General features: G+C 74.0%; 24 protein-coding genes. 17 read left to right on the top strand and 7 right to left on the bottom strand.

What is annotated here, in order from left to right; genetic code table 11:
* Positions 1-6 precede the first annotated feature (6 nt).
* The gene (locus BGO37_RS07080; protein ID WP_291753475.1) at positions 7-561 is read right to left on the bottom strand and encodes an AAA family ATPase; all 555 of its coding nucleotides are present in this window, start codon (positions 559-561) and stop codon (positions 7-9) included.
* Positions 562-589: 28 nt separating this feature from the next.
* Positions 590-2,236 (bottom strand): DUF222 domain-containing protein, encoded by a 1,647-nt coding sequence (locus BGO37_RS07075; RefSeq protein ID WP_291753474.1) that lies wholly within the window; start codon positions 2,234-2,236, stop codon positions 590-592.
* Positions 2,237-2,757: 521 nt separating this feature from the next.
* Between BGO37_RS07075 and BGO37_RS07070 the strand changes: the two genes are divergently transcribed.
* From BGO37_RS07070 to BGO37_RS07050, 5 genes are all read left to right on the top strand, one after another.
* Complete coding sequence (locus BGO37_RS07070) at positions 2,758-4,476, top strand: L-aspartate oxidase (RefSeq protein WP_291753473.1); 1,719 nt, start codon at positions 2,758-2,760, stop codon at positions 4,474-4,476.
* 176 nt (positions 4,477-4,652) lie between these two features.
* Positions 4,653-5,549 (top strand): carboxylating nicotinate-nucleotide diphosphorylase, encoded by an 897-nt coding sequence (gene nadC, locus BGO37_RS07065; RefSeq protein ID WP_291753472.1) that lies wholly within the window; start codon positions 4,653-4,655, stop codon positions 5,547-5,549.
* 9 nt (positions 5,550-5,558) lie between these two features.
* The gene (lysS, locus tag BGO37_RS07060; RefSeq protein ID WP_291753470.1) at positions 5,559-7,067 is read left to right on the top strand and encodes a lysine--tRNA ligase; all 1,509 of its coding nucleotides are present in this window, start codon (positions 5,559-5,561) and stop codon (positions 7,065-7,067) included.
* 16 nt (positions 7,068-7,083) lie between these two features.
* The gene (locus tag BGO37_RS07055) at positions 7,084-7,263 is read left to right on the top strand and encodes a hypothetical protein (RefSeq protein WP_291753468.1); all 180 of its coding nucleotides are present in this window, start codon (positions 7,084-7,086) and stop codon (positions 7,261-7,263) included.
* Between the two features lie 76 nt (positions 7,264-7,339).
* The gene (locus BGO37_RS07050) at positions 7,340-7,672 is read left to right on the top strand and encodes an Lsr2 family protein (RefSeq protein WP_291754549.1); all 333 of its coding nucleotides are present in this window, start codon (positions 7,340-7,342) and stop codon (positions 7,670-7,672) included.
* 78 nt (positions 7,673-7,750) lie between these two features.
* Here the strand turns inward: BGO37_RS07050 and xylB are convergent, their stop codons facing one another.
* Positions 7,751-9,157, bottom strand: coding sequence for a xylulokinase (gene xylB, locus BGO37_RS07045; RefSeq protein ID WP_291753466.1), 1,407 nt, complete (start codon positions 9,155-9,157; stop codon positions 7,751-7,753).
* A 98-nt stretch (positions 9,158-9,255) separates the two neighbouring features.
* Positions 9,256-10,431 (bottom strand): xylose isomerase, encoded by a 1,176-nt coding sequence (xylA, locus tag BGO37_RS07040; RefSeq protein WP_291753463.1) that lies wholly within the window; start codon positions 10,429-10,431, stop codon positions 9,256-9,258.
* 83 nt (positions 10,432-10,514) lie between these two features.
* On the opposite strand from xylA, the gene BGO37_RS07035 reads away from it, so the two are divergent.
* The gene (locus tag BGO37_RS07035; RefSeq protein WP_291753460.1) at positions 10,515-11,831 is read left to right on the top strand and encodes an ROK family protein; all 1,317 of its coding nucleotides are present in this window, start codon (positions 10,515-10,517) and stop codon (positions 11,829-11,831) included.
* A 46-nt stretch (positions 11,832-11,877) separates the two neighbouring features.
* Here the strand turns inward: BGO37_RS07035 and BGO37_RS07030 are convergent, their stop codons facing one another.
* Positions 11,878-13,002 (bottom strand): aminotransferase class V-fold PLP-dependent enzyme, encoded by a 1,125-nt coding sequence (locus BGO37_RS07030; protein WP_291753458.1) that lies wholly within the window; start codon positions 13,000-13,002, stop codon positions 11,878-11,880.
* Positions 13,003-13,092: 90 nt separating this feature from the next.
* On the opposite strand from BGO37_RS07030, the gene BGO37_RS07025 reads away from it, so the two are divergent.
* From BGO37_RS07025 to BGO37_RS07015, 3 genes are all read left to right on the top strand, one after another.
* The gene (locus tag BGO37_RS07025) at positions 13,093-14,154 is read left to right on the top strand and encodes a beta-propeller fold lactonase family protein (RefSeq protein ID WP_291753457.1); all 1,062 of its coding nucleotides are present in this window, start codon (positions 13,093-13,095) and stop codon (positions 14,152-14,154) included.
* A 108-nt stretch (positions 14,155-14,262) separates the two neighbouring features.
* Positions 14,263-15,603: a glycosyltransferase gene (locus BGO37_RS07020; RefSeq protein ID WP_291753454.1), complete on the top strand. Its 1,341-nt coding sequence runs from the start codon at positions 14,263-14,265 to the stop codon at positions 15,601-15,603.
* 60 nt (positions 15,604-15,663) lie between these two features.
* Positions 15,664-16,404, top strand: coding sequence for a phosphoglyceromutase (locus BGO37_RS07015; protein ID WP_291753451.1), 741 nt, complete (start codon positions 15,664-15,666; stop codon positions 16,402-16,404).
* 144 nt (positions 16,405-16,548) lie between these two features.
* On the opposite strand, the gene phoU is transcribed toward BGO37_RS07015, so the two are convergent.
* Entirely contained in the window at positions 16,549-17,217 is a 669-nt protein-coding gene (gene phoU / locus BGO37_RS07010; RefSeq protein WP_291753448.1) for a phosphate signaling complex protein PhoU, read from the bottom strand.
* A gap of 148 nt (positions 17,218-17,365) precedes the next feature.
* Between phoU and BGO37_RS07005 the strand changes: the two genes are divergently transcribed.
* The 6 genes from BGO37_RS07005 to pstB all read left to right on the top strand — a co-directional run bounded on the left by BGO37_RS07005 (position 17,366) and on the right by pstB (position 23,567).
* The gene (locus tag BGO37_RS07005) at positions 17,366-18,607 is read left to right on the top strand and encodes an ATP-binding protein (RefSeq protein ID WP_291753447.1); all 1,242 of its coding nucleotides are present in this window, start codon (positions 17,366-17,368) and stop codon (positions 18,605-18,607) included.
* On the top strand, positions 18,604-19,299 hold the full coding sequence (locus BGO37_RS07000) for a response regulator transcription factor (RefSeq protein WP_291753446.1): 696 nt from the start codon (positions 18,604-18,606) through the stop codon (positions 19,297-19,299). Before BGO37_RS07005 ends, BGO37_RS07000 begins: the two co-directional genes overlap by 4 nt.
* Positions 19,300-19,487: 188 nt before the next feature.
* On the top strand, positions 19,488-20,630 hold the full coding sequence (gene pstS, locus BGO37_RS06995; RefSeq protein ID WP_291753444.1) for a phosphate ABC transporter substrate-binding protein PstS: 1,143 nt from the start codon (positions 19,488-19,490) through the stop codon (positions 20,628-20,630).
* Positions 20,631-20,855: 225 nt separating this feature from the next.
* Complete coding sequence (gene pstC, locus BGO37_RS06990) at positions 20,856-21,767, top strand: phosphate ABC transporter permease subunit PstC (RefSeq protein ID WP_291754547.1); 912 nt, start codon at positions 20,856-20,858, stop codon at positions 21,765-21,767.
* The gene (gene pstA / locus BGO37_RS06985) at positions 21,767-22,744 is read left to right on the top strand and encodes a phosphate ABC transporter permease PstA (protein ID WP_291753442.1); all 978 of its coding nucleotides are present in this window, start codon (positions 21,767-21,769) and stop codon (positions 22,742-22,744) included. Before pstC ends, pstA begins: the two co-directional genes overlap by 1 nt.
* A 43-nt stretch (positions 22,745-22,787) precedes the next feature.
* Positions 22,788-23,567 carry a phosphate ABC transporter ATP-binding protein PstB gene (gene pstB / locus BGO37_RS06980; RefSeq protein ID WP_291753440.1) on the top strand — a complete coding sequence of 260 codons (780 nt, stop codon included), beginning with the start codon at positions 22,788-22,790 and terminating at the stop codon, positions 23,565-23,567.
* A gap of 48 nt (positions 23,568-23,615) precedes the next feature.
* Here pstB and BGO37_RS06975 read toward each other — a convergent pair whose 3' ends face one another.
* Positions 23,616-24,083: a hypothetical protein gene (locus BGO37_RS06975; protein ID WP_291753439.1), complete on the bottom strand. Its 468-nt coding sequence runs from the start codon at positions 24,081-24,083 to the stop codon at positions 23,616-23,618.
* Positions 24,084-24,274: 191 nt separating this feature from the next.
* Between BGO37_RS06975 and BGO37_RS06970 the strand changes: the two genes are divergently transcribed.
* Positions 24,275-24,757 (top strand): CarD family transcriptional regulator, encoded by a 483-nt coding sequence (locus tag BGO37_RS06970; RefSeq protein WP_291753437.1) that lies wholly within the window; start codon positions 24,275-24,277, stop codon positions 24,755-24,757.
* A 24-nt stretch (positions 24,758-24,781) separates the two neighbouring features.
* On the top strand, positions 24,782-25,489 hold the full coding sequence (gene ispD / locus BGO37_RS06965) for a 2-C-methyl-D-erythritol 4-phosphate cytidylyltransferase (protein ID WP_291753435.1): 708 nt from the start codon (positions 24,782-24,784) through the stop codon (positions 25,487-25,489).
* Positions 25,490-25,502: the final 13 nt, after the last annotated feature.

Genomic DNA, 25,502 nt, shown 5'->3' with positions numbered 1-25,502 from the left:
CGGTGGTCACGAATCCGCGGTGAGGTGGCCGACGATGGCGCGCACGCCGTCCGCCACGCCGTCCCTCGTGTCGACGCGGAGCACGTTCGCGTCCCAGGGCTCGTATCGGCGCGCCTCGACCTGCTCCCACGTCGGGACCGTCATCCCGTCGAGGTCAGACGTCCGCCCCTCGACGCGCCGCCGGTGGATATCCCGGTCGGAGCAGACGACCTCGACATCGAGGTGCCGCGACCCCGCGCTGTCGGCTACGTCGGCCCACGCGCGTCGCGTGACCACGAGCGGGTTGACGCTGTCGGCGACGACGTCGTGCCCGGCAGCCAGCAGGTCGCGCGTCACGGCGTAGGCCACCCGGTAACCGGCATCGGGGGCCGCGCCCCACCCGCCCGCGGCCGCGACGATGCCCGACGAGGCGAGCGCCGCCTCGATCGTGTCGATCCGCACGTGCACCGCGCCCATCCGGTTTGCCAGATCGCGCGCCAGCGTCGTCTTGCCCGACCCGGGCAGCCCCGAGAGGACGACGAGCGTCTGCGCGCCCCGGCGACCCTTCGGTCCCTCGGTCACGTGGCCACGGTACGGGACGGGCAGCGACTCAATCGGTCAAGAGGTCGAGCAGATCCCGCGGCGGATCGCTCCCTGTCGACGCGGCCGGGGCCCGGTCTACCGGCGCCTTCACGCCAGCAGCAAAGGGTGGATCACCCGCTCCCGCAAGGGAACGGTCGTCAAGAGCCGCGAAGGGCGGGCGATCCGCGGCCACGAGGGGAGGGTGGTCCGCGGCCGCAGGGCGAGGGTCACCCTCGGCCGCGCACGGAGGGCCGTCCGCGGCCGCACGGCGAGGGTGATCCAGAGCGGCAACGGCACGGTCGCCCACGCGGCCGCTTGCGGGCGCGACTCCGCGCCGGCACGTGCTCGTCGGCGAGCCGTGGCCGCCCGCACCGTAGGGCCGCCCATCGGGATAGCGATGCTCCACGGTCCCGTCTGCCCGGCGGATGACCTCGATGCCGAGGCGGTGGATCTCGTGGTGGTGGAACGAGCAGTACGGGAGGCAGTTGGCGATGTCGGTCGCCCCGCCGTGCTCCTGCCACCAACGCAGGTGGTGCAGCTCCGTGTGAGCGAGCGGCATGCTGCAGGCGCCGATGCTGCACGTGGTGATCCCCGCGGCGTACAGCGCCATCCAGTGCTGGCGGCGGAAGCACCGCGATTCGCGTCCCAGGTCGAGATCCGCACCCGGCGTGCCGACCATCGCCCACGTCAACGCGCAGTCGCACAGCGCCCGGGCGATCTCGCTGGCAGGCCAGGCCTGACCGGTCTCGTCCGTCGCCGCGGCCTCGCCCTGCAGCCGAGCGGCCACATCCAGTGCCGAACCCGGAACGCGCGCCGGCTCGGCGGCCGCCTCCCGCATCGCGCGCAGCGCCGCCCACGTCTCCTGCGTGAAGGTGATGACGGCCTGGACCGGGGCGACGGCCCCGGGCGTGGTGGCCTTGTCGCCGGCGACCTTCTCGACCATGGCCAAGAGCGCGTCGGCCTGCCGCTGCTCCCGGGTGCGCTCGTCGTCGAGCGCCGGGCGAGGACACAGAGCATCGATCACCTTCGCGAGCTTGTGCCCAGCCACTGAGTCGAGACGGCCCTTGACCAGGGTCCCGCCAGGGGTGTGTGTCCAGGCGAACGATCGGGCCTCACGCTGCTCGTCGTGCGTGCGCTGCCGCGTGGCGGGGTCCAGGGCCGCGCTCATCTGCTGCAGCGCCTTGCCGAACTCGGTCCCGTCTAGCTGGCTCGCCAGCTCGACCACCTGTGCCTGGCCCGCGCCCGTGGCGAGCTCGGTGGCCAGCGCGGCGCTGGCGGCGGTGGCGCGCGTGATCTCCGCGACGTGCCTGGTGGTCACGGGGCCGTCGACGAGGGCTTCCGCGACGGTCGGCATCGCCGCCAACGTCCCGGCCTGCCCCACGGCCGCCAGCCCCGCGCTGCGGCCCTGCCGCAGCTCCCGGCCGACGAACCCGGCGAGGTCCCGGTCGCCGCGCAGGCTCCAGGTCCCAGCGTCGCTCTCGGCGGTCAGCACCTTGCCTCGAACCACCGCCGCCAGCCGGTCGACGCGGTCGAGCTCGCCGAGGACGAGGCGGCGCACCGCCCCGTCCCACTCGTCCGCACGGTCCGCGATCGCCAGGACATCGCGTCCGGCCGCGACCCAGGCGGACACCTCCGGCGGCACGGCAGCGCACGGCGAACCCGGCTCCATCGTCATGCACCCCCATCACGCGTCGAACGAACGTTCGAACCCTATCGCCCCGGAACGGTGTCGCGCAACCACGAAATGGCGTTTGATCAGCGGAAACAGCGGTGCGCAGCGCCCCATCGGCCGGGGCTGTGGGCGGCTCGGTCACCCGCCTGTGGATGCCGGCCGAGCACTCGAGCGGCTCGGTCGCCCCCGCCTGTGGATGCCGGCCGAGCAGCCGAGCGGCTCGGTCGCCCCCGCCTGGATGCCTGCCGAGCAGCCGAGCGGCTCGGTCGCCCCCGCCTGTGGATGCCGGCCGAGCAGCCGAGCGGTTCGGTCGCCCCCGCCTGGACGCCTGCCGAGCAGCCGAGCGGCTCGGTTGCCCCCGCCTGTGGATGTCGGGAGCGCAACCGAGCGGCTCGGTCAACCACCTGCGAATGCCACGCGAGCAGCCGCCACCGATCGTCGGGTCCGCGCGGCAGACCTCCGAGGCGTCTCACCCGGCCACCCCGTTTCGCCGCGCCGCGCGCACCAGGAGGATGCTGGCGCCCGTGACCGCCACGCCCACGAACATCCGCCTCGCGACGAAGCTCGCCGGACAGGCGCCGGGCTGGACCGTGGAGGCGGACGCGATCGTCGTCGGCTCCGGGATCGCCGGCCTGACGGCCGCGCTCGAGCTCCGGACGCGGGTGCCCAGGGTCCTCCTCGTCACCAAGGACGTCCTCGCGTCGGGCTCCACCCTCTGGGCGCAGGGCGGCATCGCCGCGGCCCTGGACCCGACGGACTCCCCGGAGGCGCACCTCAAGGACACCCTCGTCGCGGGCGTCGGCCTCTGCGACCCGCGCGCGGTCGAGGTGCTCGTCACCGAGGGACCGGAGCGCGTGCGCGAGCTGGTCGGAAGGGGCGCGATCTTCGACCGCGCCGCGGACGGCTCCCTCTCCCTCACACGGGAGGGCGGCCACCACGCCAACCGCATCATCCACGCCGGCGGCGACGCGACGGGCGCCGAGGTCAGCCGCGCACTGGTCGCCCAGGTGGAGGCGGTGCGCGACGACCCCGGCATCGAGGTCGTCGAGCACGCCCTGGTGCTGGACATCCTGACCGCGGCGCCGGGCGGCGACGGGAGGCCGGGACCGGTCTGCGGCGTGACCCTGCACGTCATCGGCGAGGGCGACCGTGGCGGCGTCGGCGCGGCGTTGGCGCCGGCGGTGCTGCTGGCCACCGGCGGGATCGGGCAGGTGTACCGCGCGTCGACGAACCCGCCGCAGGCCACGGGCGACGGCATCACCGCGGCGCTGCGCGCCGGCGCCCGCGTCGGGGACGTCGAGTTCGTCCAGTTCCACCCCACCGTGCTGTGGCTCGGTTCGGGCGTGAAGGGCCAGCTCGCGCTCATCTCCGAGGCGGTGCGCGGCGAGGGCGCGCTCCTCCTCGACACCGACGGCGTCCGCTTCATGCCCGAGGTCCACCCGCTCGCGGAGCTCGCGCCGCGGGACGTCGTCGCGCACGCGATCGTCCGGCGCATGGCCCTCACCGGGTCCGACCACGTGTGGCTCGACGCCCGGCACCTCGGCGCGGAGTTCCTGGCCAGGCGCTTCCCGACGATCACCGAGGCCCTCGCGGAGCACGGCCTGGACATGGCGGCCGAGCTGATCCCGGTGGCGCCCGCCCAGCACTACTTCTCCGGCGGAGTGGTCACCGACCTGCGGGGACGCGCGTCGCTCCCGGGCCTGTACGCGGCGGGGGAGGCGGCCTGCACCGGCGTGCACGGCGCGAACCGGCTGGCGTCGAACTCCCTGCTGGAGGGCATGGTCTTCGCCCACCGCGCGGCCGACGAGATCGCCCGCGCCTTCGCGGACGGCGACCTCGTGCGCCGCGACCCCGCGGCCCGGCAGGGCGACGGCGCCCTGGTCTCGGCGGCCGCGCGCGCACGCATCCAGCGCGTCGCCACCAACGGCACGGGACCGTTGCGCGACGAGGCGGGCCTGGCCGCCACCCTCACGGCGCTGGCCGAGGTGCCGACCGACGCCGACCGGCGCCAGGCCGACGGCCGCCTCCTCGCGCAGCCGCAGCCGTCGGAGTGGGAGACGACGAACGTCCACCAGATGGCGACGATCATCGCCGCCGCCGCCTACCAGCGGCAGGAGAGCCGCGGCGGGCACTTCCGCACCGACTTCCCCGCGCACGACGAGGCCTGGCGCCTCCGCCAGGAGCTCGCCCTGGACCCCGACGGGGACCTCGCCACGACCCGGGTGACGCTCCCGGAGGCCTGACGCCCCAGACCACCGCCGCCCGAGTCGGCGGTTCGGCGCCGGCTCGACGGTCCGCACCGACGAGTCGGATGCCGACCCGACGACTCGGGCCTCCCCCGCCGGCGCGGGATGGCGGGGACGGCTGTGCTCGTGGCCACGCCACGGCCGGCGCCCGGCGGCGCGCTACCGTGCTCGCCATGCAGCCCCTCGACCCGGACTGGCTCGCGCGCACGGTCGCGATCGCGCTCGACGAGGACCTCGGCCCGGCGCCGGGCCGGGACGTCACCACCCAGGCGACGGTGCCGCCCGACGAGACGGGCACGGCCCACCTCGTGGCGCGCGCCGACGGCGTGCTGGCCGGCCTCGTCGTGGTCCCCGAGGTGCTGCGGCAGACGGCGGGGCGGCTGGGGCTGGCGGAGCCGCACCTCGTCGTGCACAAGGCCGACGGCGAGCGGCTGACCAGGGGCGACGTCGTCGCGGACCTGGAGGGCCCGGTCCAGGTGCTGCTCGTCGCGGAGCGGACGCTGCTCAACCTCGTCTCGCGCGCCTCCGGGGTCGCGACGCACACCCGCCGCTTCGCCGACGCCCTGCTGGGCACGGGCGCCCACGTCCTCGACACCCGCAAGACCACACCCGGCCTGCGCCCGCTCGAGAAGTACGCCGTGCGCTGCGGCGGCGGCACCAACAAGCGGATGGGCCTGTACGACGTCGCGATGGTCAAGGACAACCACGTCGCGGCGGCGGGCGGCTCGGTGACGGCGGCGGTGGCGGCGATCCGCGCACGGTTCCCCGGCGTGGCGATCCAGGTCGAGGCCGACACCCTCGCCCAGGCGATGGAGGCCTTGGACGCCGGTGCGGACTTCCTCCTGCTCGACAACATGCCGGTGCCCCTGCTGCGCGAGGTCGTCGCCGCGGTGCGTGCTCGCGAGCCGCGGACCGGGCCCGTCGAGCTCGAGGCCACCGGCACCATCACGCTCGACCGCGCGGCCGAGATCGCCGCCACCGGGGTGGACTACCTGTCGGTCGGCGCCCTCACGCACTCCAGCCCCATCCTCGACCTGGCCCTCGATCTGGAGCCGATCCGCCGTCCGTAGGATGTCCCGGTGACCGCCCCCACCCCACCCCTCGCCGACGACGTCCCCGAGCAGATCGCGGTCCGTCGGGCGAAGCGGGAGCGGCTGCTGGCCGCGGGCGTGGCGCCGTACCCGGTCGGGGTGCCGCGCACGACGACGATCGCGGCCGTGCGGGCGGCGCACCCGGACCTCGCGCCGGGCGAGGAGACGGACGACGAGGTCGGCCTGGCGGGCCGTGTCGTCTTCCTCCGCAACACCGGCCGGCTGTGCTTCGTCACGCTGCAGGACGGCGCCGGCGTGCGCCTCCAGGCGATGCTCTCCGAGGACCGGGTGGGCGCCGAGGCGCTCGCCGCCTTCAAGAGCGACGTCGACCTCGGCGACCACCTCTTCGTCCACGGGGTCGTCGTGTGCTCCAAGCGCGGCGAGCTGTCCGTGATGGCCGACGAGTGGCGCCTCGCGGCGAAGGCGATCCGGCCGATGCCCAACCTCTACGAGGGCGCCGAGATGTCCGACGAGGCCCGCGTGCGGCAGCGGTACGTCGACCTCATCGTGCGGCAGGGTGCCCGCGACATGGTGCGGCGCCGGGCGGCGGTGGTGCGCTCGCTCCGGGAGAACTTCTGGCGCCGGGACTTCCTCGAGGTCGAGACCCCGATGCTCCAGGTGCGGCCCGAGGGCGCGGCGGCCCGCCAGTTCGAGACGCACATGAATGCGTTCGACATCCCGCTGTTCATGCGGATCGCGCCCGAGCTGTACCTCAAGCGCGCCGCCGTCGGCGGGGTCGAGCGCGTCTTCGAGATCAACCGCAACTTCCGCAACGAGGGCGTCGACTCCACGCACGCGCCGGAGTTCGCGATGCTCGAGGCGTACGAGGCTTATGGCGACTACGACACCATGGCGGCGCTCACCGAAGATCTCGTGCAAACGGCCGCGCTCGACGCCTTCGGCTCGACGGTGGTGACCCTTGCCGACGGTTCTGAATACGACCTGGGTGGCGACTGGACGCGCGTGTCGATGTACGACTCGTTGTCGGAGGCGATCGGCGAGGAGATCACGCACGACACCCCGGACGAGACGTTGTCGAAGCTGCTCGACCGCGCCGGAATCGAGCTGGCGCCCGCGCAGGTCAACCACGGGAAGATGGTCGAGCAGCTATGGGAGCACCATGTCGGCGAGCACCTGTGGGCGCCCACCTTCGTGCGCGATTTCCCGGTCGAGACCTCGCCGCTGACGCGTGACCACCGCAGCAAGCCCGGCCTCGTCGAGAAGTGGGACCTGTACGTGCGCGGCATGGAGCTCGCCACCGCGTACTCCGAGCTCGTCGACCCGGTGATCCAACGGCAGCGGTTCGAGGCGCAGGCCCTGCTGGCGGCCCGCGGGGACGACGAGGCCATGCGCATCGACGAGGACTTCCTCGCTGCGATGGAGCACGCGATGCCCCCCAGCGGCGGGATGGGCCTGGGCATCGACCGGCTCCTCATCGCGATGACGGGCCAGGGGATCCGTGAGACGATCCTTTTCCCGCTGACGAAGCCGTTGTGAACCGATTGGGGCGACGATGAGCGGCTGGCAGACGGCGCTCGTGGCGCTCGTGCCCTCGATCGGCGTGGGCCTGATCTTCTGGCTCGCGATCCGCACGATGCTGAATGCGGACGCGAAGGAGCGGCGCGTGGAGGCCGAATTGCAGGCCGCGGAACGTGCCGCACGTGGGGAAAAGGATGACGCGCCCGACGCGTAGCGTTTGACGGCGGATATCCGCCGGTGCCATGCTGACCGCCTACAGCGTTTCCCGCATTGGCTCCCGGGAGAATGAAATGGCTCAGAAGGTGCAAGTGCTGCTGGTGGACGACCTCGACGGCGGCACTGCCGACGAGACCGTCACCTTTGCCCTCGACGGCATCAGCTATGAGATCGACCTGACCACCGAGAATGCCGCGAAGCTGCGCGACGCCTTCGGCCCGTGGGTCGGCCACGCGCGCAAGGTCGGCGGCCGGTCGTCGTCGCGCACCGCGGCGGCGCCGCGCTCGCGCTCGTCCCGCGGCGACGCCCAGGCGATCCGCGACTGGGCCAAGGCCCACGGTCACCACGTCTCCGAGCGCGGCCGCATCTCGGCCGAGGTCAAGGCCGCCTACGAGGCCGCCCACTGACGTCGCGCCCGACTGACGAACGACGAGGCCCGGCCGCCCGCGAAGGGTGACCGGGCCTCGTCGTGCCCGAGCGGTTCCTCAGGCGCGTCGCTCCACCACGAGGTCGCGCGCCGCCGCGTACTGCTCGCGCACGAACGGCGTCGGCTCGCCGGCCAGCTCCTCGGGCTCCTGCTCGAACGCCCACGCCGGGGGAGTCGCGCCCCCGGCGAGGACCCATGCCGCCTGCCGGGCGGCGCCGTCGGCGACGTACTCCCCGGCGGGTGGCACGACGACCGGCAGGCCGAGCACCGACGGCGCGAGGGCCCGCACGGCCGGGGACTTCGCGCCGCCGCCGACGAGGAACGCGCGGTTGACCGGCACGCCGAGGGCGCGCTGGGCGTCGATGCCGTCGGCGAGCGAGCACAGCAGGCCCTCGATCGCGGCCCGGGCGACGTGCGCCGGGGTGCTGTTGTCGAGGCGCATGCCGTGCAGCGCCGCGGTGGCCCGCGGCTTGTTCGGCGTGCGCTCGCCCTCGAAGTACGGCACGAGGACGAGCCCGTCGGCACCGGCGGGAGCCTGCAGGGCGAGGGTGGCCAGCTCGTCGTACCCGACCCCGAGCAGGCGGCACGCCCAGTCGAGGATGCGCGACGCGTTGAGCGTCACCGACAGCGGCAGGTAGTTGCCCGTCGCGTCGGCGAACCCGGCGACGAGCCCGGACGCGTCGGCGACCGGCGCCGCGGAGACCGCGCCGACGACGCCCGACGTGCCGATCGACACCGACACGTCGCCCGGGGTCAGGCCCAGGGCGAGCGCGGCGCCCGCGTTGTCGCCCGCGCCCGGCGCGAGGACGGCGCCGCCGCCCGCGAGGCGGTACCCCGCCTCGGACGGGCCGAGCACGCGCGGCAGGGCGGGCGTCGAGCCGAGGGCCAGCGCGAGCAGGTCCGGGCGGTAGGCCTCGTCGAACGGCGACCAGTAGCCGGTGCCGGAGGCGTCGGAGCGGTCCGTGACGAGGGTGTCGAACCCGGTCGCGCCCGAGAGCTGCCACGTCAGCCAGTCGTGCGGCAGGCACACGGCCGCGACCTTGGCGGCGTTCTCCGGCTCGTGGTCGCGCAGCCAGCGGAGCTTGGTGATGGTCAGCGAGGCGACGAGCACCGAGCCGCACGCCTGCGCGGACGCAGCCGGGCCGCCCAGCTCGTCGATCAGGGCCAGCGCGGCGTCGGCCGAGCGGGTGTCGTTCCACAGCAGGGCGTCGCGGACCACCTGGCCGGAGGTGTCCAGGGTGACCATGCCGTGCTGCTGGCCGCCGACCGCCACCGCCTCGACGTCGTCGAGGCCGCCGGCCTCGGCGATCGCGGTCTGGAGCGCGTCCCACCAGTGGTGGGGCGCGACCTCGGTGCCGTCGGGGTGGCTCGCGCGGCCGGTGCGCACCAGGGCGCCCGTCTCGGCGTCGCGCACGACGACCTTGCAGGACTGCGTGGACGAGTCCACGCCGGCGACGAGCGCCATGTCATTCCTCCACGTCGAAGAAGGGCGATGAACCCGGACGTCCGCACACACGGGGGAGAGAGGGCCCATGTGTGCGGACGTCGGGGTGGTGCGGGAGGTCAGCCGATGAGGTGCGCCAGGGCGAGCTGGTGCAGGCGCACCAGGCCGTACTCGCGCTCCGCGGCCGTGTCGAAGTCGAAGTCCTCACGCGTCGAGCGGTCGGCGAGGAAGTCCTCGAACGTCTCGCCCTCGGCCATCGTCGTCTCGCCGAGCTCGAAGATGCCCGCGTACTTCTGGGCCTCCTTGACCTCGGGGTCGTTGCGGTACTCGGCCGCCTTGCGGGCGAGGATCGTGTAGGTCTCGATGTTCGCCTTCGCGGAGTCCCACACGCCGTTGGGGCCCTCGGTCCGGCTCGGCTTGTAGTCGAAGTGACGGGCGCCCTCGTAGCGGGGGCCGCCGTTCGGGAAGCCGTTCTCCAGCAGGTCGACGGTGAAGAACGCGCTGAGCAGGTCGCCGTGGCCGAAGACGAGGTCCTGGTCGAACTTCGGGCCGTGCTGGCCGTTGAGGTCGATGTGGAACAGCTTGCCGCGGTAGAGCGCGAGCGCCAGGCCGTGCGTGTAGTTCAGCGTCGCCATCTGCTCGTGGCCGGTCTCGGGGTTGAGGCCGACGATGTCGCCGTTGTCGAGCGAGTCGATGAGGGCCAGCGCGTGGCCGATCGACGGCAGGAAGATGTCGCCGCGGGGCTCGTTCGGCTTGGGCTCGAGGGCGATCTTGATGTCGTAGCCCTGGTGCTTGATGTAGGCGGCGACGGCGTCGATGCCCTCGGCGTACCGGGCGTGGGCGGCGTGCAGGTCCTTGGAGTTGTCGTACTCGACGCCCTCGCGGCCGCCCCACATGACGAAGGTCTTGGCGCCCAGCTCGGCGGTCAGGTCGACGTTGCGCAGGACCTTGCGCAGGCCGAAGCGGCGGATGGCGCGGTCATTCGAGGTGAACGCGCCGTCCTTGAACACGGGGTGGGTGAACGTGTTGGTGGTCACCATCTCGATGACCAGGCCGGTCTCGTCGGCCGCCTTCTTCACGGCGTCGATGCGGGCGCGGCGGTCCGCGTCGTCGGCGTCGAACGGGAAGACGTCGTTGTCGTGGAACGTGAAGCCCCACGCGCCGATCTCGGCCAGCTTGTGGATCGACTCGACCGGGTCGAGGGCCGGACGGGTGGCCAGACCGAACGGGTCCTGCGCCTGCCAGCCGACGGTCCAGAGGCCGAACGAGTACTTGATGTCGGGCGTCTGCGCCACGGGATTCTCCTCATCGAGCGAGTGTGGGTGGGTCTATTAGTTCCCGTCGTGAATTTATGCCGACCGGGAGGTAGGGTCAAGCCGTGCGGACGACGGGCGACGCGTGGAGCCAGGCGCGCGCCGGACGGCGCGCCGCCCCGGCGGGGGTCGCCCGCACGGAGCACCTGCGGGAGCACAACCTCTCCGTGGCGCTCGGCTTCATCCTCGACGCGGCGGTGCCGCCCTCGCGGGCCGAGCTCGCGACCGGCACCGGGCTCGCCCGCCCCTCGGTGACGCCGATCGTCGACCAGCTGGTCCGCGGCGGCATGGTGCGCGAGCTGGTGCCGCGGCCCTCGGTGAGGGCCGGCCGACCGGCGGTGCCGCTCGCCCCCGCGCAGGGCACGTTCGCCGGCCTCGGCATGGAGGTGAACGTCGACTACCTCGGCCTGCGCGCGATCGACCTGTCGGGCCAGGTGCTCGTCGAGCGCGTCGAGGCCGACGACCTGCGCCGGCAGGACCCGGGGCTCGTGCTCGGCCGGCTGGCCGGGATCGCGGCCCAGACGCTGCGGCGGCTGCGGGCGGAGGGCGTGCGCGTCGTCGGCACCTCGCTCGCGCTGCCCGGGCTCGTCGACTCCGACCACGGCCCGCTCCGGCTCGCACCCAACCTCGACTGGCGCGACGTCGACGTCGTCGGCATCCTCCGCGCCCACGGTGGCCTCGACGGGCTGCTCCCGTCGCTGGCCAACGAGGCCAAGCTCGGCGCCCGGGCCGAGGCCCGGGTCCGGCGCTTCGACGGCCCGCCGAGCTTCGTCTACGTCTCGGGGGAGATCGGCGTCGGCGGCGCGCTCGTCCTGGACGGCGAGATCTTCGCCGGCCGGCACGGCTGGAGCGGGGAGATCGGGCACGTCGTCGTCGACCCCTCGGCGGCCGGCGGCCCCGCGCGCGGCACGCTCGAGGCCCGCGCCGGCCAGGAGGCGATGCTGCGCGGCGCCGGCCTGCCCCCGACCGCCACGGTCCACGACCTCGCCGCCGCCGTCGACCGCGGGGACCCGCGGGCACGGTTCGCCGTCGCGTCGGCGGCGCGGGCGCTCGGGGTGGCGCTCGCGGGCGTGCTCAACACCGTCGACGTCGACGAGGTGGTGCTCGGCGGCACGTTCGGCCAGCTGTTCGCGCACGTGCACGACGACGTCGAGCGCGCCCTGGACGAGATGGTCATCACGGCGCCGTGGTCGGCCCCGCGCGTGACGCACGCGCGCGCCGGCCTGTTCCCCGCCATGACCGGCGGCGCGCTGGCGGCCCTGCGACGTCTGGTCGCCGCGCCGTCGGCCTGGTTCCCGACGAACGACGAGCGGCTGGTGCCGGACGCCGCGCAGGACGGCCACCAGGGCGAACGGGCGGCCGCGGTCCCGGCGGCGCGCTAGCGACCGCGGCCGGGCACGCCCGACCGGCGCCCGTGCCGGCGTCGCGCTAGCGGTCCTGGCCGCCGAGCGACCTCGCGAGCGCCGTCACCCGGGCGATGTCGGACTCGTCGGTCCACACGTGCGTGGCCACGCGCGCGAGCGTCCGACCGTCAGGGGCGGCACCCGTCCACAGCCGCAGCCCGGCCGCGTCCGCCGCCGCCCGGAGCCGGGGGAGCGGCGCGGGCACGACGAAGGCGCGCAGCCGCGCCGGCCGCAGCGCGGCCTCGCCGGTCGGCCGCCAGCCGGCCGCCGTCACCGCCTGCGTCACCTCGTCCGCGAGCTCGGCCGCCCGGCGCAGGTCCCCGGCGGCCTCCCAGCCGCGCCACTCGCGCACAGCGTCCGGCAGGCCCAGCGTGGGCGCCGGGTCCCACGTGCCGCGCCAGGCGAACCGCGCGGCGAGGTCCTCGTCGTAGTGGAGCGCCACGGCCGCCGGTCGCACCACGTCCAGCACGGGGCGCGCCACCCACAGGAAGCCCGAGCTGCGCGGTGCGGGCAGCCACTTGTGGAGCGACCCGAACGCCGCGAGCGCCCCGGTGCCGGCCACGTCGACCGGCTCGTGCCCGACGACGTGCGCCGCGTCGAGCAGCACCGAGGCGCCCTGCGCGGCGACCGTGCGCACCACCTCGCGGACCGGCACCCGCAGCGCGGTCGACGACGTCACCGCCGAGACGACGACGTAGCGCGTGCCGGCCGGCAGGCGGTCGAACGCGCCGACGAGGGCGTCGGCGGTGGCCGGCACCGGGGTCCGGAGCACGGCGAGGCGGGCGCCGGAGCGCGCGCAGCGCTCCTGCCAGGCGCGCAGCACGGACTCGTACTCGACGTCGAGCAGCGCGACGTGATCACCGGGCGCGAGCGGCAGCGACGTCGCCAGGGCGCCGGAGGCCTCGGTCGCGTTCGCGACGAGGGCCACCTGGCCGTCGTCGGCCCCCAGCAGGTCCGCGACGAGGCGGCGCACCGGGGCCAGGTCCTGGGCCAGGCCGTCGCCGAGCCGCGTCGCGGTGTCGTGCTCGATGCGGCGGTGCTGGTCGGCGAGGCGCCCCAGCGCCGCGCGCGTCGGGGCGCCGAACGAGGCGTGGTTGAGCTGGACGAGCGCCGGGTCGAAGGCGAACTCGGCGGCGCGCTGCGCGATCATCTGGTGTCTCCGGGACGAGCGGCGCCGTGCGCCGCGGCGCCGCCCAGCATGCCCCGTGGGCCCCGGAGCCCGGCCGTAGGCTCACCGCTCGTGGCCACGCGAACGCTCTGGATCGGCACGTACCCCCCGGCGGGGATCGGCACGCCGCCCGGCCGGGGCGAGGGGATCTACCGGGTCGACCTCGACCCTGTGTCGGGCGTGCTCTCCACGCCGTGGCGGGTCGTCGAGACGCCCGCGCCGTCCTTCGTCGTGCGGCGCCCGGACGGGACGGTGCTGTACGCGGCCGACGAGAGCGAGGCGGGCCTGGTCGCGGCGTTCCGGGTGCACGACGAGAGGCTGGAGCCGCTCGGCACCGCGTCCTCCGGCGGCGCGCACCCCTGCCACCTGCTGCTCGACGGCGACCGCCTCTACGCCGCCAACTACGGCGACGGCGCGCTCGGCGTGCTGTCCCTCGCCGCGGACGGGACGTTCGTGGCCGACGAGCCGCAGGTGCTGCACCACACCGGCTCGGGCCCGGACGCGGACCGGCAGGAGGGGCCGCACGCGCACTTCGTCGCGCTCGCGCCGGGCGGCCACGTGCTGGCCGTCGACCTCGGCACCGACGAGGTCCGCCGGTACCGGCGGACGCCCGCCGGGCTGGCGCCGGCCGGCGTCGCCGCGACGCTGCCGGCCGGCACCGGTCCCCGCCACCTGGTGCTCGGCCGCGGGTTCGCGTACCTCACGGGCGAGCTGGACTCGACCGTCCACGTGCTGCGCTGGGACGCGGCCACCGACACGGGTGTGCTGGTCCAGACGCTGCCGGCGCCGGGGGCGGCCGAGGAGCCCGGCGTGGCGGGCGGGGACGCGCGCGTGGCAGGGTCGCCCGCGCCGTCGCACCTGGCGCTGGACGGGCGGGAGCTCGTCGTCGGCGTGCGCGGCGTCGGCGCGCTGTCCCGCTTCGCGGTGGCCGACGACGGGCTGCTCACGCACGTCGCGGACCAGCCGCTGCCCACCGGCACGCCCCGCCACCACGCCGTCGTCGACGGCTGGACCGTCGTGGCCGAGCAGGTGCCCGGCGCGGTCACGGCGCTGGCGCGCTCGGGCCGGGTGGTCTCGTCGCGCGCCCTGCCCTCCGCCGCCTGCGTGCTCCCGGACGGCGGCGACCCCCGGTGAGCCGCGTCCACCGGCGTCGCCCCGGTGGGCCGGCTACCCGCGGCAGGCACCCGGTCGCGCGCCTGGACGGCGCGCGGGAGCCGTGCCGCGGACGGTGACAATGGAGAGGTGACCATCCAGCAGGCACCCCGCGTCGCCATGCTGTCGGTCCACACCTCGCCGCTCGACCAGCCCGGCACCGGCGACGCCGGTGGGATGAACGTCTACGTCCTCGACCTCGCCCGTGCGCTGGCGGACCGCGGCGCCCGCGTCGAGATCTTCACGCGGGCCACGTCGGCGGACCAGCCGGAGACCGTCGTCCTCGACGGGCGGCGTGCCGACGGCCGCCCCCTGTCACGCGACGAGTCCCGGGCCGTCCTCCTGGCGGACGCCGTGCCGGCCGGCCTCGTCCCCCCGGTCCTCGTGCACCACGTCCCCGCGGGGCCGTTCGAACGCCTCGACAAGTCCGAGCTGCCGGGGCTGCTCTGCGGCATGACCGCGGGCGTGCTGCGCACCGAGGCGGCACGCCAGCCGGGGTGGTACCAGGTGGTCCACTCGCACTACTGGCTGTCGGGCCAGGTCGGCATCGCCGCCGCCCGGCGCTGGGACGTCCCGCTGGTCCACACCGCCCACACGCTCGCCCGCGTGAAGAACCGGTCCCTCGCCCCGGGCGACAGCGCCGAGCCCGTGGTGCGCGAGCAGGGCGAGGAGCAGGTGGTGCAGGCCGCCGACGCCCTGGTCGCCAGCACGGCCGCGGAGGCGCGCGAGCTCGTCGAGCTGTACGGCGCCGACCCGTCCCACGTCCACGTGGTCGAGCCCGGGGTCGACCTGGACCGGTTCCGCCCCGGCGCCCCCGGCGCCCAGCAGGCGGCGCGTGCTGCGCTCGGCCTGCCCCGGCACCGGCACATCGTGCTGTTCGCGGGCCGCGTCCAGCCCCTCAAGGCACCCGACGTCCTCGTCCGCGCGCTGGGGGTGCTGGCCGCCAGCGGGCGGCCGGTGCCGCTCCTCGTCGTGCTCGGCGGCCCCTCGGGGCGGCCGACCGCGGTCCGGGACCTGCGCCGGCTGGCGGACCAGCTCGGCGTCGGCGCCGACCTCGTCGTGCACCCGCCGGCGGCGCGCACGGACCTCGTGCGCTGGTACCACGCGGCGGACCTCGTCGCGATGCCCTCGCGGTCCGAGTCCTTCGGCCTGGTCGCGGCGGAGGCGCAGGCGAGCGGCGTCCCGGTGGTCGCGGCGGCGGTCGGCGGGCTCAAGACGATCGTCGACGACCGGGTGTCCGGCCGGCTGGTCCCGGGCCACGACCCGGCGCTGTGGGCCGACGCCCTCGCGCACGCGCTCGCGGACGACGCGATGCGCGCGGGCTGGGCCGCGGCGGCGCGCCCGGCGGCGGAGCGCTTCGGCTGGGACGCCGCCGCCGACCAGGTGCTCAAGGTCTACGCCGTCGCCGCGGAGTGCCGCCGGGAGCGGTGAGCGCCGCGGGGGACGGTCGTCCCCCGCCCGGGCGGGCGACGTCGGGAGACAATGGCGCCCATGACCTACACCCTCGTGCTGCTCCGCCACGGCGAGAGCGAATGGAACGCGAAGAACCTCTTCACCGGCTGGGTCGACGTGGCCCTCTCCGAGAAGGGTGTCGAGGAGGCCAAGCGGGGCGGCCAGCTCCTCAAGGACGCCGGCATCGCCCCCGACGTCGTCCACACCTCGCTGCTGCGCCGCGCGATCACCACCGCGGACTACGCGCTCGACGTGGCGGACCTGCTGTGGATCCCCGTCAAGCGCAGCTGGCGGCTCAACGAGCGGCACTACGGCGCCCTCCAGGGCAAGGACAAGAAGCAGATCCGCGACGAGTACGGCGAGGAGCAGTTCATGCTCTGGCGCCGCTCGTACGACGTGCCGCCGCCGGACATCGAGCTCGGCTCCGAGTTCAGCCAGGACGGCGACCGGCGCTACGCGGGGGAGCCGATCCCGCGGGCCGAGGCCCTCAAGCAGGTGCTCGAGCGGGCGCTGCCGTACTGGCACTCGGACCTCGTGCCCGACCTGCAGGCCGGCAAGACGGTGCTCGTCGCCGCCCACGGCAACTCGATCCGCGCGATCGTCAAGTACCTGGACGACGTCGACGACGACACGATCGCCGGCATCAACATCCCGACCGGCATCCCGCTCGTCTACACGCTCGACGAGGCCACGATGAAGCCGACCAACCACGGCGGCACGTACCTCGACCCGGAGGCCGCGGCCGCCTCGATCGCCGCGGTGGCCAACCAGGGCAAGTAGCCGCCCGACGAAGGTCGAAGGCGCCGCCCCCCACGCTGGTCCCGGGGGGCGGCGCCTTCGCGCTCCCACCACCCGAACATCACTTTCCTGAAGATCCGGGCGTGAATCGCGGCCGTTTCGTCAGGAAAATGAAGTACCGGGGGGTCAGTTGTGGATCTGCAGCGGCTCGCCGGCGGAGAGGTCGCCGGTGACGAGGTAGACGATGCGGCGGGCGATGGACACGCCGTGGTCCCCGAACCGCTCGTAGAACCGCGCCAGCAGGGTGACGTCGACGGTCTGCTGCGGGCTGGCGCTCCAGCCGCCGCCGAGCATCGCGGTGAACGAGTCGGCGTGCAGGTCGTCGAGCCGGTCGTCGTCGGTCTGGATCTGCTCGGCGAGCGCCAGGTCGCGGCTCTCCAGGAGTGTGACGATGCGCTGCGCGAGCCGCCGGGCGGCGGCGTCCATCTCGGTGAACGTCCCGGTGAGCGACTGGGGCACCGCCTGGCGGGGGTAGCGACCGCGCGCGATCTCGGCGATGTGCCGGGCGAGGTCGCCCATGCGCTCGAGCGTCGCGCTCATGCGCAGGGCGGAGACGATGACGCGCAGGTCGGTCGCGACCGGCTGCTGCTGGGCGAGCATGTGGATGCACTGCTCGTCGAGCTGCCGGTTCAGCTGGTCGATCGCGAGGTCGTCGGCGATCACCCTCTCGGCCAGGGCCAGGTCGGCCGTGGCGAGGGCCTGTCCGGCCGACTCGATCGCGTGCTGCACGCGGTGAGCCATGGCCTGCAGGTCGTCGCCGAGCGCCTTCAGCTCGGCGTCGAAGATCTCGCGCATCGCGTCCTCTTTCGTCTCGGGTGAGCGGCGTCAGGGTCCCACCCCGAGGTAAACGGTAGGACCCTACGAGGTGAACAGTGGGCGGCGCAGCCCCGGAGGGGGCTGTGCCACGCGGGATGGCGCTTCTCCCGAGCCCTACTGTGGTCGCGTGGACGGCATCAGTGGACTCGTCGGCGGCCTGATCGGCCTGCTGGTCGGCGTCGCCGCCACGGCCGCCTTCCGGTTCAGCGAGCGGGTGCAGCGGCGGCTGCCGGAGCAGCCCGAGCGGGAGCTCGACGACGGGTTGGTGCGCGCGCTGGCGGTGCTCCGCTCGGCCGCGGTGGTGCTCGACGACGACGACCGCGTGGTCCGCGCGAGCCCGCCCGCCCTCGCCCTGGGCCTGGTGCGCGACGGACGGCTGGTGCACGCCGCGATCCGGGACATGGTCGCCGCCGTCCGTCGCGACGGGGTGATCGCCGACGCCGAGCTGGACCTGCCCCGCGGCCCGGTGGGCCCGGGCACGATGCTGCTGTCGGTCCGCGCCGCGCAGGCGACCCCGCAGCACCTGCTCGTCCTCGCCGAGGACCTCACCACGGCGCGCAAGGTCGAGACCATGCGGCGGGACTTCGTCGTCAACATCTCGCACGAGCTCAAGACCCCGGTCGGCGCGCTGTCGCTGCTGGCCGAGACGGTCCAGGACGCGGCCGACGACCCCCCGGCGGTGCGCCGGTTCGCGGCCCGCATGCAGGCGGAGGCGGCGCGGCTGTCCCAGCTGGTGCAGGAGATCATCGAGCTCTCGCGGCTGCAGACGGCCGGCGCCATCGAGGGGATGCAGGTGGTCGACCTCGACGCGGTGCTCGCCGAGGCCGCGGACCGCGCGCAGACCACCGCGGCCGCCCGCAAGATCACGATCGACGTCGGCGGCGACACCGGCCGCACCGTGTTCGGCGACCGGAACCTCCTGGTCACGGCGGTGCGCAACCTGCTGGACAACGCCGTCGCGTACTCGCCCGAGGCGACCCGCGTGGGCGTCGGCGTGAAGACCGTCGGCGACATCGTCGAGATCGCCGTCGTCGACTCGGGCATCGGCATCCCGGCGCACGAGCAGGAGCGCATCTTCGAGCGGTTCTACCGTGTGGACCAGGCGCGCTCGCGGGACACCGGCGGCACCGGCCTCGGGCTGTCCATCGTCAAGCACGTCGCCGCCGACCACGGCGGCGAGGTGACGGTCTGGTCCCAGCCCGGCCGCGGCTCGACGTTCACGCTGCGGCTGCCCCGCGCCGAGGAGCCCGCGCCGGCCGCGGCGCCCGCCGAGCCGGCGATCCCGGCCCCCGCCCCGGCCGACGCCCCGCGCAACCGCGCCACCACCGGCCCGAGCACCCGCAAGACCACCGTGGAGAGGACCCCGTGACCCGCATCCTGCTCGTCGAGGACGAGGAGTCGTACCGCGAGCCCCTGGCGTACCTGCTCGGCAAGGAGGGCTACGAGGTCTCGACCGCCGCGACCGGGCCGGACGCGCTGACCCGGTTCGACGAGGACGGCGCCGACCTGGTGCTGCTCGACCTCATGCTCCCGGGCCTGTCCGGCACCGAGGTGTGCCGCCGGCTGCGGGCGATGTCCGACGTGCCGATCATCATGCTGACCGCCAAGGACGGTGAGATCGACAAGGTCGTCGGGCTGGAGCTGGGCGCGGACGACTACGTGACGAAGCCGTACTCGTCGCGCGAGCTGCTCGCCCGGATCCGCGCGGTGCTGCGCCGCGGCGACGCGTCGCGGCAGTCCGACGAGCACGACGACGACGACCTGCTGGCGCTGGGACCGATCGAGATGGACGTCGACCGTCACATCGTGCGCGTGAACGACGAGCAGGTGGGCTTCCCCCTCAAGGAGTTCGAGCTCCTCGAGCTGCTGCTGCGCAACCCCGGCCGGGTGCTGACGCGGGGCCAGCTGATCGACCGCATCTGGGGCTCGGACTACGTGGGCGACACCAAGACGCTCGACGTCCACGTCAAGCGGATCCGGGCGAAGATCGAGGACGACCCGTCGGCGCCGCGGCTGCTGACGACCGTGCGTGGGCTGGGGTACAAGCTGTCCACCGAGTGATCGCGCCGTGGGCCGGCGACCGGTCGTCGACGCCCTGGTCGGCCGAATCGTGACCCAACGGGCCGACTCGTCGCCCACCGTTCACCTGGGGTTCACCCGCAGCGGGCGGGCCGGACACCTCGCTTCCCTAACGTCGGGCCACGACAAGCGCCGCACCGGCGCTACGACGACATGATGGGGAACTCACAGTGAAGCGAACGCACGCAGTGGGCGCCGCCGTGCTGGCTGGGCTGACCGCCCTGGCGCTGGCCGCTTGTGGCTCGGACAACAACACCCCCACGACGGGCGGCGGGGCGGCCACGACCGGGGCCGGCAGCTCGTCCGCCGCGACGACCCCCGCCGGCGCGCCGATCAGCGGCTCGTTCTCGGGCGCGGGCTCCTCGGCGCAGCAGCAGGCGATGCAGGCGTGGATCGCCGCCTTCCAGCAGCAGAACTCCGGCCTGACGATCAACTACGACCCCGCCGGCTCCGGCGCGGGCCGCCAGCAGTTCCTCGCCGGTGGCGTCGTGTGGGCGGGCTCCGACGCCGCCATGAGTGCCGACGAGCTCACGCAGTCGCAGAAGGTGTGCGGCACCAACGGCGGCTGGGACATCCCGGTGTACATCTCGCCGATCGCGGTGGCCTTCAACCTGCCGGGCGTCACGTCCCTCAACCTCGCCCCCGCGACGATCGCCAAGATCTTCACCGGCGCCATCACCACGTGGAACGACCCCGCGATCGCCGCCGACAACGCCGGCGTCACGCTGCCGTCGACCAAGATCGCCACGGTCCACCGCTCGGACAAGTCGGGCACGACGCACAACTTCACCGACTACCTGAACAAGACGGCGCCGGACGTGTGGACGAACGCCGGCAACGACGCGTGGCCGCTCAACGGCGGTGACTCGGCGCAGGGCAACTCGGGCGTCGCGGGCGTCGTGACGAGCACGCAGGGGTCCATCGCCTACCTCGACGACTCGGCCGTGCCGCAGGGTGCCGGCGTCGCCAAGATCAAGGTCGGCTCCGAGTGGAACAAGCCGTCGGCGCAGGGCGCCGCGGCCGTCGTCAGCGCCTCGCCGCTGGCCACGGGCCGCCCGACGAACGACGTCGTGGTGAACATCGACCGCACTGCTTCCACCTCGGGCGACTACCCGCTGCTCATGGTGTCCTACGGCATCGCGTGCTCGACCTACACCGACACGGCGAAGGGCAACTTCGTCAAGTCGTTCCTCGGCTACATCGTCTCCGACGCCGGCCAGCAGGCCGGTGCCCAGGCTGCGGGGTCCGCGCCCATGAGCGGCGCGCTCGCTCAGAAGGCCGCCGCGTCGGTCGCGGCGATCACGGTCGGCTGACACGGCCGCTCCTGACGCCCGCCTGCCGGTGACCGTGTCGCTCCCCACGGGGTGCGACACGGTCACCGGCACGTAGCGTTTCCCCGGGTCTCGATGTCGAACAGTGGTGAGAAGGTCATCGTGGTGAGCAGCTCGACCCTCAGGGCAGCGCCGGGCCCGCGCGGCAGCAGGGACACCGTCCCGCCGCGGCGACGGCGTGCCACCAGCGACGGCGGCTTCTCCCGCGTGTTCCGCTGGGCGGCGACGGGATCGGGTGTCCTCCTGCTCCTGGTCCTGGCGGCCGTCGCGGTGTTCCTCGTGGTGAAGGGCTGGGCAGCGTTCACGGCGTCGGACGCCACGCTGCAGACCGAGGGCAACCTGCCGGCCGGCGTCGGCAACCTCGCGGAGTACATCGGCCCGCTCATCTTCGGCACCCTGGTCGCCGCCGCCCTCGCCCTGGCGATGGCGACGCCGGTGGCGGTGGGGATCGCGCTGTTCGTCTCGCACTACGCGCCGCGGCGGATCGCCGGGGCGGTCGGGTTCGTCATCGACCTGCTCGCCGCGATCCCGTCGGTCGTCTTCGGCCTGTGGGGCGCCCAGCTGCTGGCGCCGCGCATCGCGCCGCTGTGGCAGTGGGTGGCCGACGTCCTCAGCGCCATCCCGGGCGTCACGGTGACCGCCACGGCGACCGGCCGCTCGATGGCGACCACCGCGCTCGTGCTGGCGATCATGATCCTGCCGATCATCACCGCGGTGTCCCGTGAGGTGTTCAAACAGACCCCGCGGCTGCACGAGGAGGCCGCGCTCGCCCTGGGGGCGACGCGGTGGGAGGTGATCCGCACGGCCGTGCTGCCGTTCGGCCGGTCGGGCGTCATCTCGGCCGCCATGCTCGGGCTGGGCCGTGCGCTGGGCGAGACGATGGCGGTCCTCATGGTCCTGTCCACCTCGACCGGCGCGGGGATCTCGTTCCAGATCTTCGACTCCGGCGTGCTGCAGACGATCGCGGCGAACATCGCCGCGAAGTTCCCCGACTCGAGCGGCCTGGCGGTCAACACCCTCATCGCGACCGGCCTGGCGCTCTTCGTCATCACGATGGCGGTCAACATGGTCGCGCGGTGGATCGTGTCGCGTCGCCACGACTTCTCCGGAGCGAACTGATGCGCGCCACCCCCGCGGCCGACGCGGCCGTCCCCGTGCGGAGCCTCGGTGGCCTGGACGCCTCGACGCGCGACCTGCTCTCCACGGTCGACAAGGGCCGGCGGCGCAAGGACCGGGTGATGACCGGTCTGGTGTGGCTCGCCTTCCTGCTGGCCGCCGCGCCGCTGGTGTCCCTGCTGTGGACCGTGCTGCACAACGGCATGACCAAGTTCAACGGGTACTTCCTGCTGCACTCGATGCGCAACGTCTCCGGCGGCATGGACGCGGGCGGCGCCTACCACGCGATCGTCGGCACGCTGCTCATCACGCTGGGCGCGGCCGTGATCTCGGTGCCGATCGGCCTGCTGGCGGCGATCTACCTCGTCGAGTACGGCAAGGGCCACCTGGCGCGCGCGGTGACGTTCTTCGTCGACATCATGACCGGCATCCCGTCGATCGTCGCGGGCCTGTTCGCCTTCGCGGTGTTCGCGATCTTCTTCGGGCCCGGCGTGCGGCTCGGCGTCATGGGGTCCGTGGCCCTGGCGCTGCTCATGACCCCGGTCGTCGTCCGCTCGTGCGAGGAGATGCTGCGGCTGGTGCCGAACGAGCTGCGCGAGGCCGCCTACGCCCTCGGGGTGCCGAAGTGGCTCACCATCGTCAAGGTCGTGCTCCGCACCGCGGTCGCGGGCATCACGACGGGCGTGCTGCTCGCGGTGGCGCGCGTCATCGGCGAGACGGCGCCGCTCCTCATCGCCGTCGGCACGACCGCCTCGATCAACTTCGACCTCTTCAGCGGGCGCATGATGACGCTGCCCGTGTTCATCTACGACCAGTACCACCAGGGACCGGCACGCTGCGCCCCGAACGCCACCAACTGCCTCGTGTCGATCAACCTCGACCGTGCCTGGGCGGCCGCGCTGACCCTGCTCCTCATCGTCGTCATCCTCAACCTGGTGGGTCGCCTCGTGACCCGGCTGTTCGCGCCCAAGCTGCGCTGAGCAGCGTCGAGACCTCCCGAAGAGAGAAGAGAGCGAGACCCCCGTGGCACAGCGCATCGACGCCAAGGACCTCAACATCTACTACGGCGACTTCCTCGCCGTCGCCGGCGTCACCATGTCGATCGAGCCGCGCTCGGTGACGGCGCTCATCGGCCCGTCGGGCTGCGGCAAGTCGACGTTCCTGCGGTCGATCAACCGCATGCACGAGGTGATCCCGGGCGCGCGCGTCGAGGGCACCGTGGCGATGGACGGCGTCGACCTCTACGGCCCGGACGTCGACCCGGTCGCCGTGCGCCGCCAGATCGGCATGGTGTTCCAGCGCCCCAACCCGTTCCCGACGATGTCGATCGCGGAGAACGTCCTGGCGGGCGTGCGGCTCAACAACAAGCGGCTCCCCAAGGCCGACGCCGAGGACCTCGTCGAGCAGGCGCTCACGGCCGCGAACCTCTGGAAAGAGGTCAAGGACCGGCTGCACCGGCCGGGCTCGGGCCTGTCCGGCGGCCAGCAGCAGCGCCTCTGCATCGCACGGGCCATCGCGGTGCGGCCGCAGGTGCTCCTCATGGACGAGCCGTGCTCCGCGCTGGACCCGATCTCGACGCTGGCCATCGAGGACCTCATCTCGGAGCTGAAGGCGAGCTACACGATCGTCATCGTCACGCACAACATGCAGCAGGCCGCGCGCGTCTCCGACCGCACCGGCTTCTTCAACCTCGAGGCGACCGGCAAGCCGGGCCGCCTGATCGAGATCGACGACACGGCGACGATCTTCTCCTCGCCGCACGAGAAGCAGACCGAGGACTACATCTCGGGCCGCTTCGGCTGATCGACCGAGGCCGGCCGCAGGGGGGCCGGCCCGGCGGCGGCCCGGACGTCAGCCGCCGATGACGGCGGTGTACTGCGGGTTCGAGGCGTCGAGCACCGGCACCCGCACGTCCAGGCTCCCCTGCGTGGGCGTGGAGATCTGCACGTCCAGGAGCGCACCGGGCGCCGCGCTGACCGTGGGCAGGGGGATGTTCCGGCCGGTCGAGCTGCCGGTGCCCATGAGCACGGACCCGTGGGCCGGCACGGTGACCCGCTGCGACGAGGAGCCGACCGTGAGCGTCACCGGCACGTCGGCCGCGCCGGAGTTGACCAGCGCCCCGGACAGCGCCCCCGCGGCACCGGCCGCCGAGGTCACCGCCAGCAGGTTCTCGACCCGGATGTCGCCGAACTGGGCCCGCACGCCGTCGGACGGGGCGTACCCCTTGTCCGTCTGGATGGGGTTCGTCGCCGAGCAGCCGGCCAGGGCGAGCGCGATCACCACGGGGGCCAGGAGCCGGCGCAGCGGCGAACCAGTCACGGGATCCTCCTAGGACTTTGGTCTCAGGTGAGACCAGCGTAGCGGCGTCTCGCGTGGTGGGCGTCCAGGATCAAGAACGTGGGCCCGGATGGGCCCCATGGCACCTGACCTGCGGGGACGGTCAACCCCGGCCGAAGGGGCCGTCATGGGCCGTGATACCCTGGACGGGGCCTGGAAGGGGAATCCACCAGATGACATTCACTGTTGGGGAGACTGTCGTCTACCCGCACCACGGTGCAGCACTGATCGAAGAGATCAAGACCCGGACCATTCGCGGTGAGGACAAGCTGTACCTCAAGCTGCGTGTCGCACAGGGCGACCTGACGATCGAGGTCCCGGCGGAGAACGTCGACCTCGTCGGCGTCCGTGACGTCGTGGGCCAGGAGGGCCTGGACCGGGTGTTCGAGGTGCTGCGCGCGCCCTACACCGAGGAGCCGACCAACTGGTCGCGCCGGTTCAAGGCCAACCTCGAGAAGCTGGCGTCGGGCGATGTCATCAAGGTCGCCGAGGTCGTCCGCGACCTGTCCCGCCGGGACGCCGACCGCGGCCTGTCGGCCGGTGAGAAGCGCATGCTCGCGAAGGCGCGGCACATCCTCGTGTCCGAGCTCGCCCTGGCGGAGCACACGGAAGAGGACCAGGCCGAGGCGCTCCTCGACGAGGTCCTCGCCTCCTGACGCACCCCGGAGGATGAGACGACCATGACGGTCGCCGCGGTCCTCGTCGCCGCCGGGAGCGGCTCCCGGCTCGGGCACGAGCTGCCGAAGGCCTTCGTGCCGGTGGGCGGCGAGCCGCTCGTCGTCCACGCCGCGCGCTCGCTGCTCGCGGGCGGTGACGTGGCCGCGCTCGTCGTCGTCGTGCCTGCCGACCGGATCGAGGACGCGCGCGGCCTCCTCGCCGGGCTGCCCTGCCCGGTGGCGGTGGTCGCGGGCGGCACGGCCCGGCAGGCGTCCGTCGCGGCGGGCCTGGCCGCGCTGCCCGACGAGGCCGACGTCGTCCTGGTGCACGACGCGGCCCGCCCGTTCCCGCCCGCCGACCTGGTGGCCCGCGTGGTCGGCGCGGTCCGTGCCGGCCATCCGGCCGTGGTCCCGGCGCTCCCGGTGACCGACACCGTCAAGCGCGTCGGCCCGGGCGACGGCACGGGCGAGCCGGTCGTCGCGACCGTCCCGCGCGGTGCGTTGCGCGCGGTGCAGACGCCGCAGGGGTTCGCCCGGGACGTCCTCGTCGCGGCGCACGCGGCCGCCGCCGCCCGGGCGCACGACGAGGGCACCGCCGCGTCCGACGACGCCGGCCTCCTCGAGGAGCGGGGCGTACCGGTGTGGGTGGTCGCGGGCGACGAGCGCGCGGCCAAGGTCACCACCGCGAGCGACCTGTGGCTGGCCGCTCGCCGCGCCGAGGAGCTCTCGTGACGGGGTGGGGCGC

The organism is Cellulomonas sp. 73-92 (assembly GCF_001898175.1).
Taxonomy (GTDB): domain Bacteria; phylum Actinomycetota; class Actinomycetes; order Actinomycetales; family Cellulomonadaceae; genus Cellulomonas.
Note: the sequence above shows the minus strand (reverse complement) of the source record. Positions and strands in the feature narration are given on the sequence as shown.